We start from the raw sequence: 11,900 nt of genomic DNA, 5'->3' as shown, positions 1-11,900 counted from the left end.
GGAAAACAACATGCGTTTGAAACCGTTAGTGACCGCGCTCTGTGCTGGCGCGCTGCTTGCCGCAACGCCGTTTGCGCAGGCAAAAGATCTGAAGTCCATCGGCGTGACGGTGGGCGACCTGGCTAACCCGTTCTTCGTGCAGATCACCAAAGGTGCCGAGCTGGAAGCGCGCAAGCTGGCAGGCGATAACGTCAAGGTGACGCTGGTCTCCAGCGGTTACGATCTGGGCCAGCAGGTGGCGCAGATCGATAACTTCATCGCCGCGAAGGTGGACATGATCATCCTCAACGCCGCGGATTCCAAAGGGATCGGCCCGGCGGTGAAGCGCGCGAAGGACGCCGGGATAGTGGTCGTTGCGGTTGACGTGGCGGCGGAAGGGGCGGATGCGACCATCACCTCCGATAACACCCAGGCGGGCGAAATGGCCTGTAAGTACATTACCGATCGCCTGAAAGGCAAAGGCAACGTGGTGATCATCAACGGACCGCCGGTCTCTGCGGTGCAAAACCGCGTGGAAGGCTGCCAGACGGAATTCAAAAAACATCCGGATATCAAGGTGCTCTCGGATAACCAAAACGCCAAGGGCAGTCGTGAAGGCGGTCTGGAAGTCATGACCTCCCTGCTGGCGGCCAATCCGAAGATCGACGGCGTGTTTGCGATTAACGATCCGACCGCGATCGGCGCCGATCTGGCCGCGAAGCAGGCTCAGCGCAACGAGTTCTTTATTGTCGGCGTGGATGGCAGCCCGGACGGCGAGGAAGCGCTGAAGCGGGAAAACTCGCTGTTTGTCGCGACCCCGGCGCAGGATCCGCAGGTGATGGCGGCAAAAGCGGTGGAGATCGGCTATGACATTCTTCAGGGCAAACCTGCGCCGAAAGCGCCTGTGCTGATCCCGGTGACGATGATCGATAAAAAGAACGTCGGCACGTATAAGGGCTGGACGGTTAAGTAACTTCGGTGCGGCCTGATGCCCTCACCCTAACCCTCTCCCACAGGGAGAGGGAACTTACTCCCCCTCCCCCTTGAGGGTGAGGGCTAGGGTTTTGCAAAAAAAGCCAGGAGTCCCCATGAAACGCTCCGACATCAATGAAATTCTCGGCCACACGCGACAGTTTTTTTCCATGCACGACGTGCACCTCCCGCCGTTTGCCAGCTTTCCGCCAACGAAATGGCAGCAGCTTGACCAGGCCGCATGGCAGGAAGTGTTCGACCTCAAGCTCGGCTGGGACGTGACGGCGTTCGGCGGCAACAGCTTTGCCGCTGAGGGCCTGACGCTGTTTACCCTGCGCAACGGCTCGCCCAACGGCGTGCCTTATGAAAAGTGCTATGCCGAAAAAATTATGCACGTGCGCGACGGCCAGGTGACGCCGATGCATTTTCACTGGCGCAAGCGGGAAGACATCATCAACCGGGGCGGCGGGAATCTGATTATTGAGTTATGGAATGCCGGGGCGCATGAAGAGACGGAAAACACCGACGTGACGGTCACCGTCGACGGCTGCCGTCAGACCCACGCGCCCGGAAGCCAGCTGCGCCTCACGCCAGGGGAAAGCATCTGCCTGACACCCACTCTGTACCACAGCTTCTGGGGCGAACGCGGCTTCGGCGACGTGCTGGTCGGGGAAGTGTCCTCGGTCAATGACGACGAGCACGACAACCACTTTTTGCAGCCCGTTGCCCGCTATAACAACATCGAAGAAGACGAGCCGGCGCTGCTGGTGCTGTGCAACGAGTACAACCAGTTTCGGATATAAGGGGTGAATGATGCCATTGATTTCTCTTGCCGACGGTCTTGCGCACGCCAGACAACACCGCTACGCGCTGGGCGCGTTTAACGTGCTCGACTCCCACTTCCTGCGCGCTCTGTTCGCCGCCGCAAAGCAGGAGCGCTCGCCGTTTATCATCAACATCGCCGAAGTGCACTTTAAGTACGTGTCGCTGGATTCGCTTGTCGAAGCGGTGAAGTTCGAAGCCGCCCGTCACGACATTCCCGTGGTGCTCAACCTCGATCACGGCCTGCATTTCGAGGCGGTGGTGCGCGCCCTGCGCTTAGGGTTCAGCTCGGTGATGTTCGACGGCTCTACGCTGAGCTATGAGGAGAATATTCGCCAGACGCGGGAGGTGGTGAAGATGTGCCACGCGGTCGGCGTGTCGGTGGAGGCGGAGCTGGGCGCGGTCGGTGGCGATGAAGGCGGCGCGCTGTACGGGCATGCGGATGAAGCGTTCTTTACCGACCCGCAGCTGGCGCGCGAGTTTGTCGATTCAACCGGCATTGACGCGCTGGCGGTTGCCATCGGCAACGCGCACGGCAAATACAAGGGCGAGCCAAAACTCGATTTCCCACGCCTGGACGCCATTCGCCAGCAGACGGGCCTGCCGCTGGTTTTACACGGCGGCTCCGGGATTAGCGATGCCGACTTCCGCCGCGCCATCGAGCTCGGCATTCATAAAATCAACTTCTACACCGGCATGTCGCAGGCCGCACTCGCCGCCGTTGAGCAGCGCATGGCGAACCGCCAGCCGCTGTACGATGAATTTGCCGAGCTGCTGCTGGGGATAGAAGAGGCGATTGCCGATACGGTCGCCGAACAGATGCGCATCTTCGGCAGCGCGGGGCAGGCATAATGGAACGCAAAGGCATCATCGCCGCAGGCAACATGCTGGTGGATCACGTCCACCAGATCGTGCAGTGGCCGGAGCGCGGCTGGCTGGCGGAAATCACCCACAGCGAACGCTCAACCGGCGGCGCGCCGCTCAACGTGCTGCTGACGCTGGCGAAAATGCACGTTGGCCTGCCGCTGCAGGCGGTGGGGCTGATTGGCGAAGATGCCGACGGGGATTACATTCTGGCGATGCTGGACCAGTACCACGTCAACCGCCAGCGCGTCCAGCGCACCACCTTTGCACCAACCTCCATGTCGCAGGTGATGACCGATCCCAGCGGACAGCGCACCTTTTTCCACTCGCCGGGCGCCAACCGCCTGCTGGATCTTCCCGCCTTCGATCGCTTAGACGGATCGATGAAGATCTTCCATCTCGGCTACCTGCTGCTGCTCGACAGCCTGGATATGCCCGATGACGAGTTTGGCACCCGCAGCGCGCGCCTGCTGGCGCAGATGCGCGACCAGGGGTATGAAACGTCGCTCGATCTGGTTTCCCGCAAGGGCGACCCGCGCTATCAGCCGCTGGTGCTCCCAGCCCTGCGTCACCTTGATTATCTGGTGATTAACGAGCTGGAAGCCGGGGAGTTTAGCGGACTGGAGATGCGCGACGCCGACGATGCGCTGAATATCGCCCATATCGCCGATGCCGCGACGCAGCTGCTGGCGGCAGGCGTGCGTCAGCGGGTGGTGATCCACTGTCCGGAAGGCGCATGGGGCGAAGCGCCGGGTGAGCAAGGTCGCTGGATCCCCTCATGGTTACTGGAGCAGAAAGAGATTGTCGGCAGCGTTGGCGCGGGCGATGCGTTTTGCGCGGGGTTTTTATACGGCTGCCATGAATCGCTGCCGCTCACGGAGAGCATTTATCTGGCACACGCCTGTGCGCGGGCCAGCCTGCTGGCCGCCAATGCGATTGACGGCGCGAAAACGCTGGCCGAGCTGCAGCTGTTTATCAAAGAGAATACCTAGGCCGCTTTCTCGCTATGAGAAACATCGGTGGCAAACACATAGCCCAGCCCACGGATGGTTTTGATGAGCGCAGGCTGATGCGGATTAGCCTCGATCTTCCGGCGCAGGCGCATGATCAGCACGTCAATCGTGCGGTCGAACACGTCCGCGCTTTCGCTGTGGGTCAGCTCAAGCAGCCGGTCACGGCTCAGCACCCGACGGGCATTTTGCGTAAGCGCCAGCAGCAGGCCGTACTCGCCCTGGGTTAAGGGAACAGGGTTACGCTGCGGATCGCTCAGCTCACAGCGGGTGGTATCAAGCGTCCATCCGTTAAAAGCAATGCCCGCTACGGGCGCTGCGGGGACTTCCGCCGCCAGCACGCCGGTACGGCGCAATACCGCTTTTACGCGGGCGACCACCACGCGCGGGTTGAACGGTTTGCCAATATAATCGTCGGCCCCCATCTCCAGCCCCACCACCACGTCTGACTCACTGCCCAGCCCGGTTAGCATGATCACCGGTAGCGCCGGGCGCTGCTTTTGCAGCTGCAGCAAAACCTGTAAGCCGTTGATATCCGGCAGCATCATATCCAGCAGCACCAGCGCGATATTCGGCTCCTGCTGTACCTGCCGCAGTGCATCCTGGCCGTTATGGCAGACAAGCACGCTAAAGACGTGCTCGCTCAGCACGTCCTGAAGCAGTTCGCAGACTGCCGTATCGTCATCAACCACCAGGATCGCCGGTTTCATCGTATGCTTCCGTCAGGGGATTATGTTAAGTCTGAACCATTCTGCCGTCGGCTCCAGTCAAATGGTTTTTTCAGTGACGGAAATTCAACCCATGTCACATCCGCTGCCCTGTCGACACGTCAATTTTGACGATTGGCTGCTTTTTGTCAGGGTTTTCACCGCGAAGGGACCGTAAAGTCAGGGTATACCCATACAAAAAACATGGCATAGAAGCTGCATAGTGGGTGCGAATGATTCGATTAACTGGAGCAGACTGATGAAAAAAGTCGTCACGGTTTGCCCTTATTGTGCCTCAGGTTGCAAGATCCACCTGGTGGTCGATAACGGCAAAATCGTCCGGGCGGAGGCCGCACAGGGGAAAACCAACCAGGGCACGCTATGCCTGAAAGGTTACTACGGATGGGATTTTATTAACGATACCCAAATCCTCACCCCGCGCCTGAAAACCCCTATGATCCGCCGCGAGCGCGGCGGCAAGCTGGAAGCCGTCTCCTGGAGCGAGGCGCTGGATTACGTCGCCACGCGTCTGAGCGCCATCAAGGCCAAGTATGGCCCGGATGCGATTCAGACCACCGGATCCTCACGCGGGACGGGGAATGAAACCAACTATGTGATGCAAAAATTCGCGCGCGCCGTTATTGGAACCAATAACGTCGACTGCTGCGCTCGCGTTTGACACGGCCCATCGGTTGCAGGTCTGCACCAGTCGGTCGGTAACGGCGCAATGAGTAATGCCATCAACGAGATAGAGAACACCGATCTCGTCTTCATCTTTGGTTATAACCCGGCGGATTCTCACCCTATCGTCGCGAACCACGTTATTCGCGCTAAGCAGAACGGGGCGAAAATCATCGTCTGCGATCCGCGCAAAATTGAAACCGCGCGCATTGCGGATATGCACATCGCGTTGAAAAACGGCTCGAACATCGCGCTGTTGAACGCAATGGGGCACGTCATTATTGAGGAGAACCTGTACGACCAGGCGTTTGTCGCGACCCGTACGGAAGGTTTTGAAGAGTATCGTAAAATTGTCGAAGGCTATACGCCAGAGTCGGTGGAAACAATCACCGGCGTCAGCGCGCAGGAGATCCGCCAGGCGGCACGGATGTATGCCGGGGCGAAAACCGCCGCCATCCTGTGGGGAATGGGCGTGACCCAGTTCTATCAGGGCGTGGAAACCGTGCGTTCTCTGACAAGCCTCGCGATGCTGACCGGCAATCTGGGTAAAGCGCACGTCGGCGTCAACCCGGTACGTGGTCAGAATAACGTCCAGGGCGCCTGCGATATGGGCGCGCTGCCGGACACCTACCCGGGCTACCAGTACGTGAAGTTCCCGGAAAACCGCGCTAAGTTCGCGAAGGCCTGGGGCGTAGAAAGCCTGCCGGAACACACCGGGTATCGCATCAGCGAGCTGCCGCACCGCGCGGCGCACGGCGAGGTGCGTGCGGCCTACATCATGGGTGAAGATCCGCTCCAGACCGACGCCGAGCTGTCTGCGGTGCGCAAAGGGTTTGAGGATCTGGAGCTGGTGATTGTCCAGGATATCTTCATGACTAAAACCGCGGCGGCGGCGGATGTGATTTTACCGTCGACCTCCTGGGGCGAGCATGAAGGCGTCTACACGGCGGCGGACCGCGGCTTCCAGCGCTTCTTTAAGGCGGTCGAGCCGAAGTGGGATCTGAAAACGGACTGGCAGATCATCAGCGAAATAGCCACCCGCATGGGCTACCCGATGCACTACAACAACACTCAGGAGATCTGGGACGAGCTGCGCAATCTGTGTCCGGACTTCTACGGGGCAACCTATGAAAAAATGGGTGAGCTGGGGTACATCCAGTGGCCGTGTCGCGATGAGTCAGAAGCCGATCAGGGGACGTCATACCTCTTTAAAGAGAAGTTCGACACCCCGAACGGGCTGGCGCAGTTCTTCACCTGCGACTGGGTCGCGCCAATCGATAAGCTCACCGACGAGTATCCGATGGTGCTCTCCACTGTGCGAGAAGTGGGCCACTACTCCTGCCGTTCGATGACGGGTAACTGCGCCGCGCTGGCGGCGCTGGCGGACGAACCGGGCTACGCGCAAATCAACACCGCCGACGCTGAGCGCCTCGGCATTGAGGATGAAGCGCTGGTGTGGATGAACTCGCGCAAAGGCCGGATCATTACCCGAGCGCAGGTCAGCGATCGTCCGAACAAAGGGGCGGTCTATATGACCTACCAGTGGTGGATTGGCGCCTGTAACGAGCTGGTCACGGAGAACTTAAGCCCGATAACCAAAACGCCGGAGTATAAATACTGCGCCGTACGCGTGGAGCCGATTGCGGATCAGCACGCTGCAGAACAGTATGTCATCGACGAATATAACAAGCTGAAAGCCCGACTGCGCGAAAGCGCAATGGGCTGAAGCCGTTAATTCATCAGTGAATAAAGGGAGTGAGATATTCACTCCCTTTTTATTTCCGATTAACTCATCAAATATATGAATTATTATTCTGGAAAGCGGCTCGCAGAAATAATGTAATTTTCGCGAAAAAGAATTACATCTTTGCATTTTAATTCAGAGGGATAAGATGTGCGGCGGGTGCTTAAGACTTTCTGTCTTGAGCATTGTTGAGGGACAGAAAGTAGAAAGCCCCGGGAAATTTTCATTTACCCGAGGCTACTCTCCCTCAACTCCGACAAGTTGAGAGTAGCCTCTTATTCTTTTTTTGACAAGGAGTAAAAGGCATGACGCCATTAAAAACTGCGTTAGGCATCGTCTTTATTATTTGCCTGACGATAGTGATCTTTACCTTTATTACTCGAGGTAAGTTATGCGAGTTTTCAATAAAGGGTGAACATCAGGAGGTGGCGGCAAAATTAGCCTGTAACGCAGGCTAACCTCTACGGGCGGAACCACTGTTCCGCCCGGCTTGCAGGATGCTGAGGTCTTAATGCACCCATTTTTTTCTTCTGTCGCCGCGATTATACTGCGCGGCGTGTACCCCGATGATAAGAACCCATGAAACATATTTTTCTGTTGTTGTTACTTTTTACATCGCTTGTCCGTGCCGACGAGATTGGCAGTCAGTACAAAGAACAGGCTGAAGCGGGTGACGCCCGTGCCCAGTATTATTTGGCCGATACATACTTTAGCTCCGGTGACAGCAAGCAGGCCGCGCTGTGGGCCGAGAAAGCCGCTAAAGGTGGCGACGTCGACGCCATGGGGCTGCTCTCTCAAATCCTCTTTACCCAGGGAAATTATGCGCAAGCTAAGGCACTGGCGCAGCAGGCAACCATCGCGGGCAGCAAACGCGGCGCGATCATGCTGGCGCGCGTGCTGGTCAACACTCAGGCAGGTAAAACTGACTATCCTCAGGCCATCAAACTGCTGCAAACGGCGGCCGAAGATATCGATAACGACTCTGCGGTAGATGCGCAAATGCTGCTCGGGCTGATTTATGCCAACGGCGTTGAAGTGGTTCAGGACGACGTGCAGGCCGCCTCGTGGTTCAAGCGGAGCTCGGCACTTTCACGCACGGGCTACTCCGAATACTGGGCAGGGATGTTGTTCAGGCAGGGTGAGAAAGGCTTTATCACGCCCAATAAACAGAAAGCGCTGTACTGGTTGAACCTGAGCTGCACTGAAGGGTTTGATACGGGATGCGAAGAGTTTGATGCGCTGAGCGGAGAGTAAAGCATTGCCCGGTGGCGCTGCGCTTACCGGGCCTACGACTTGTGTAGGCCGGGTAAGGCGAAGCCGCCACCCGGCTTTTGACATTACTGGTCGGCCGTCTTATCAAAACGACCCAGCACCTCGCGTTCATACGCCAGCGCTTTTTTACGATCGAATTTGTGTTCCCACTTGGCGATAACCAGCACCGCCAGGGCATTCCCCACCACGTTCAGCGCGGTACGCGCCATGTCGAGGATACGGTCGACACCGGCGATAAACGCCAGACCTTCCAGCGGAATACCGACGCTGCCAAGCGTTGCCAGCAGCACCACGAAGGAGACGCCCGGAACGCCTGCAATACCTTTGGACGTCACCATCAGCGTCAGCACCAGCACGATCTCCTGCCACAGCGACAGGTCAATGCCGTACAGCTGCGCAATAAAGATAGCGGCGATGCTCTGGTACAGCGTCGAACCGTCCAGGTTAAAGGAGTAGCCGGTCGGTACCACGAAGCTGGTAATAGAGGCAGGCGCGCCGTAGGCTTCCATCTTCTCAATGATGCGCGGCAGCACGCTCTCAGAACTTGCCGTGGAGTACGCCAGAATCAGCTCATCTTTCAGGATGCGAATCAGGATCCAGATGCTCAGCCCGCACAGGCGCGCCACGATCCCCAGCACCACCAGCGCGAAGAACAGAATGGCGAAGTGCACCAGGAGCACCAGCTTCGCCAGCGGCCACAGGGAGGCAAAACCGAAGTTCGCCACGGTGACGGCGATAAGCGCAAACACCCCTACCGGCGCGTAACGCATCACCATGTGCGTCACTTTGAACATGGTTTCGGAGATAGAGCGGAACACGGTCACCAGCGGCTCACGGTGCGTCGCCGGCAGGGAAGAGAGCCCCAGACCAAACAGCACCGAGAAGAAGATGATAGGCAGCATCTCGCCCTTCGCCATCGACGCCACGATATTGGTCGGCACCAGCGACAGGATAGTGCCCATCAGGCCATGCGCATGGCTCTGCACGTCAGCGGTCGTACTTTGGTATTTCGAAATATCCACCGTTGCCAGCTGCGACATATCGATCCCGGACCCCGGCTGGAACACGTTCGCCAGCGTGATACCGAGGATAATCGCAACCGTAGTGATCACTTCGAAATAGATAATGGTTTTCGCACCAATACGGCCTAACTGCTTCGCATCGCCGACGCCCGCAATACCGACCACCAGCGTCGAGATCACAATCGGCACCACGATCATCTTGATCAGATGAATAAAGATATCCCCTGCCGGTGAAAGCAGGTTCGCAATCAGCCATTCGCGGCTGTCGCTATGATAGTGGAGGTAACTGCCCAGCAAGATGCCCAGCACAAGGGCGATTAAGATCTGCCAGGCAAGGCTGACTTTAACGTTTTTCATAGAAACTGACTTCCTCAATGAAGCGCCTTATTCACTCAAACTGCATGAACAGGGAGACATACTGAAAGGGTATGAATTGTGTTGCGTTGGTTTATGGGATTTTTTAACGCGGCGTATGAGTATCATTTGCGCGACCTGTTGCGCAAGCCTTAAAGAACGACGCGTTTCACTCACAAAAGCGACGATGACGGGAGTTTGTTCTAATTCTGATAAATAACCTTTTGTTATAAAAACGCTTTTTTAAACATAAATGTGAATAATCGTCAGCATCAATTATTTTCCTTCAAAGTTTCATTCGCTCAATTTTCATACTCTTCAAACAATGCGTGATCTGTAGCCCAAATAATAAACAAAGCTTGTAAAGCCCCTACAATTAACGTTTTTGCGACATATTATTAACATCTTACAAGGAGAAAAAAAGCCATGAGCCAAATACATAAACACGACATTCCCGCAAATATTGCGGACCGTTGCCTGATCACCCCGGAGCAGTACCACGAGAAATATCAGCAATCTATCACCGCCCCGGACACCTTCTGGGGTGAGCAGGGCCATATCCTTGACTGGATCAAACCTTATCAGAAGGTGAAGAACACCTCCTTTGCACCCGGCAATGTCTCCATTAAATGGTATGAAGATGGCACCCTGAACCTGGCGGCGAACTGCCTCGATCGTCACCTCGCCGAGCGCGGGAACGAGACGGCCATCATCTGGGAAGGCGATGATGCCTCGCAAAGCAAACACATTACCTACAAAGAGCTGCACCGCGACGTGTGCCGCTTCGCCAACGTCCTGCTGGAAAAGGGCATTAAAAAAGGCGATGTAGTCGCTATTTATATGCCGATGGTGCCGGAAGCTGCGGTGGCCATGCTGGCCTGCGCGCGTATCGGCGCGATCCACTCGGTCATTTTCGGCGGGTTCTCGCCAGAGGCGGTTGCGGGCCGTATTGTCGATTCCAGTTCAAAACTGGTGATCACCGCCGATGAAGGCGTGCGCGCCGGACGCGGTATCCCACTGAAGAAAAACGTCGACGAAGCGCTGAAAAACCCGAACGTCAAAACGGTCAGTAACGTCATCGTCCTTAAGCGTACCGGCGGCAAAATCGACTGGACCGAGGGGCGCGACCTGTGGTGGAGCGACCTGATTGAGAACGCGAGCGACCAGCATCAGCCGGAAGAGATGAACGCAGAAGATCCGCTGTTCATTCTTTACACCTCCGGCTCCACCGGTAAGCCGAAAGGCGTGCTGCACACCACCGGCGGCTATCTGGTCTATGCGGCCACCACCTTCAAATACGTCTTCGACTACCATCCGGGCGACATCTACTGGTGTACCGCCGACGTGGGCTGGGTTACCGGACACAGCTACCTGCTGTACGGCCCGCTGGCCTGTGGCGCAACAACGCTGATGTTTGAGGGCGTACCAAACTGGCCGACCCCGGCGCGTATGTGTCAGGTGGTCGACAAACACCAGGTCAACATTCTCTACACCGCGCCAACGGCGATCCGCGCACTGATGGCGGAAGGCGATAAAGCCATCGAAGGCACTGACCGCTCTTCATTGCGCATCCTCGGTTCCGTGGGTGAGCCAATCAACCCGGAAGCCTGGGAGTGGTACTGGAAGAAAATCGGCAACGAGAAATGCCCGGTGATGGACACCTGGTGGCAGACCGAAACCGGCGGCTTCATGATCACTCCGATGCCGGGCGCCACGCAGCTGAAGGCCGGTTCCGCAACCCGTCCGTTCTTCGGCGTGCAGCCTGCGCTGGTGGATAACGAAGGCAACCCGCTGGAAGGCGCCACCGAAGGCAACCTGGTGATCACAGATTCCTGGCCGGGTCAGGCGCGTACCCTGTTCGGCGATCACGATCGCTTCGAGCAGACCTACTTCTCGACCTTTAAAAACATGTACTTCAGCGGCGACGGCGCGCGTCGTGACGAAGATGGCTATTACTGGATAACCGGGCGCGTGGACGACGTGCTGAACGTCTCCGGCCACCGTCTGGGCACTGCTGAGATTGAATCGGCGCTGGTCTCGCATCCGAAGATTGCCGAAGCGGCGGTTGTGGGCATTCCGCACAACATCAAAGGCCAGGCGATTTACGCCTATGTCACTCTGAACCACGGCGAAGAGCCGTCGCCTGAGCTCTACGCTGAGGTGCGCAACTGGGTGCGTAAAGAGATTGGCCCGCTGGCGACGCCGGACGTGCTGCACTGGACCGACTCGCTGCCGAAAACCCGTTCCGGCAAAATTATGCGTCGTATCTTGCGCAAAATCGCGGCTGGAGACACCAGCAACCTCGGTGATACCTCAACGCTCGCGGATCCTGGCGTGGTGGAAAAACTGCTCGAAGAGAAGCAGGCCATCGCGATGCCTTCCTAGTGTTTTCTCCCTCTCCCTGTGGGAGAGGGCTGGGGTGAGGGCATCAGACCGCACCTTCCTCCCCTCACCCTAACCCTCTCCCCAAAAG

10 protein-coding genes are annotated in these 11,900 nt (G+C 57.3%); 8 read left to right on the top strand and 2 right to left on the bottom strand.

Going from position 1 to position 11,900, the window contains the following annotated elements; genetic code table 11:
- The first annotated feature begins 10 nt into the window (after window positions 1-10).
- From FOY96_RS01630 to FOY96_RS01615, 4 genes are all read left to right on the top strand, one after another.
- Window positions 11-952, top strand: coding sequence for an ABC transporter substrate-binding protein (locus tag FOY96_RS01630; protein WP_021242935.1), 942 nt, complete (start codon window positions 11-13; stop codon window positions 950-952).
- Window positions 953-1,067: 115 nt separating this feature from the next.
- Complete coding sequence (locus tag FOY96_RS01625; RefSeq protein WP_143346407.1) at window positions 1,068-1,754, top strand: D-lyxose/D-mannose isomerase; 687 nt, start codon at window positions 1,068-1,070, stop codon at window positions 1,752-1,754.
- 10 nt (window positions 1,755-1,764) lie between these two features.
- Entirely contained in the window at window positions 1,765-2,625 is an 861-nt protein-coding gene (locus FOY96_RS01620) for a ketose 1,6-bisphosphate aldolase (RefSeq protein WP_048976123.1), read from the top strand.
- Entirely contained in the window at window positions 2,625-3,629 is a 1,005-nt protein-coding gene (locus FOY96_RS01615; protein WP_039262394.1) for a carbohydrate kinase family protein, read from the top strand. The genes FOY96_RS01620 and FOY96_RS01615 overlap by 1 nt, the downstream gene beginning before the upstream one ends.
- Here FOY96_RS01615 and FOY96_RS01610 read toward each other — a convergent pair.
- Window positions 3,626-4,357 carry a response regulator gene (locus tag FOY96_RS01610; protein ID WP_029740750.1) on the bottom strand — a complete coding sequence of 244 codons (732 nt, stop codon included), beginning with the start codon at window positions 4,355-4,357 and terminating at the stop codon, window positions 3,626-3,628. The two genes, FOY96_RS01615 and FOY96_RS01610, sit on opposite strands and share 4 nt — an antisense overlap.
- A 256-nt stretch (window positions 4,358-4,613) precedes the next feature.
- Between FOY96_RS01610 and fdhF the strand changes: the two genes are divergently transcribed.
- The 3 genes from fdhF to FOY96_RS01595 all read left to right on the top strand — a co-directional run bounded on the left by fdhF (window position 4,614) and on the right by FOY96_RS01595 (window position 8,033).
- Window positions 4,614-6,761: a formate dehydrogenase subunit alpha gene (gene fdhF, locus FOY96_RS01605; RefSeq protein WP_143346406.1), complete on the top strand. Its 2,148-nt coding sequence runs from the start codon at window positions 4,614-4,616 to the stop codon at window positions 6,759-6,761.
- A gap of 323 nt (window positions 6,762-7,084) precedes the next feature.
- Window positions 7,085-7,237: a Hok/Gef family protein gene (locus tag FOY96_RS01600; protein ID WP_032644722.1), complete on the top strand. Its 153-nt coding sequence runs from the start codon at window positions 7,085-7,087 to the stop codon at window positions 7,235-7,237.
- A 121-nt stretch (window positions 7,238-7,358) separates the two neighbouring features.
- Entirely contained in the window at window positions 7,359-8,033 is a 675-nt protein-coding gene (locus FOY96_RS01595) for a tetratricopeptide repeat protein (RefSeq protein WP_033144421.1), read from the top strand.
- 83 nt (window positions 8,034-8,116) lie between these two features.
- Here FOY96_RS01595 and gltP read toward each other — a convergent pair whose 3' ends face one another.
- Window positions 8,117-9,430: a glutamate/aspartate:proton symporter GltP gene (gltP, locus tag FOY96_RS01585; protein ID WP_023310067.1), complete on the bottom strand. Its 1,314-nt coding sequence runs from the start codon at window positions 9,428-9,430 to the stop codon at window positions 8,117-8,119.
- A 423-nt stretch (window positions 9,431-9,853) separates the two neighbouring features.
- On the opposite strand from gltP, the gene acs reads away from it, so the two are divergent.
- Complete coding sequence (acs, locus tag FOY96_RS01580; protein WP_048976116.1) at window positions 9,854-11,812, top strand: acetate--CoA ligase; 1,959 nt, start codon at window positions 9,854-9,856, stop codon at window positions 11,810-11,812.
- Window positions 11,813-11,900 lie beyond the last annotated feature (88 nt).

The organism is Enterobacter asburiae (genome assembly GCF_007035645.1).
Taxonomy (GTDB): Bacteria; Pseudomonadota; Gammaproteobacteria; order Enterobacterales; family Enterobacteriaceae; genus Enterobacter; species Enterobacter asburiae_B.
The sequence above is the reverse complement of the archived record's forward strand: the minus strand, read 5'-3'. Positions and strand labels throughout refer to the sequence as shown.

Coding starts and splice junctions, on each gene's coding strand:
- FOY96_RS01630 (WP_021242935.1), top strand. CDS start 11: ATGCGTTTGAAACCGTTAGTGACCGCGCTCTGTGCTGGCGCGCTGCTT.
- FOY96_RS01625 (WP_143346407.1), top strand. CDS start 1,068: ATGAAACGCTCCGACATCAATGAAATTCTCGGCCACACGCGACAGTTT.
- FOY96_RS01620 (WP_048976123.1), top strand. CDS start 1,765: ATGCCATTGATTTCTCTTGCCGACGGTCTTGCGCACGCCAGACAACAC.
- FOY96_RS01615 (WP_039262394.1), top strand. CDS start 2,625: ATGGAACGCAAAGGCATCATCGCCGCAGGCAACATGCTGGTGGATCAC.
- FOY96_RS01610 (WP_029740750.1), bottom strand. CDS start 4,357: ATGAAACCGGCGATCCTGGTGGTTGATGACGATACGGCAGTCTGCGAA.
- FOY96_RS01600 (WP_032644722.1), top strand. CDS start 7,085: ATGACGCCATTAAAAACTGCGTTAGGCATCGTCTTTATTATTTGCCTG.
- FOY96_RS01595 (WP_033144421.1), top strand. CDS start 7,359: ATGAAACATATTTTTCTGTTGTTGTTACTTTTTACATCGCTTGTCCGT.
- gltP (WP_023310067.1), bottom strand. CDS start 9,430: ATGAAAAACGTTAAAGTCAGCCTTGCCTGGCAGATCTTAATCGCCCTT.
- acs (WP_048976116.1), top strand. CDS start 9,854: ATGAGCCAAATACATAAACACGACATTCCCGCAAATATTGCGGACCGT.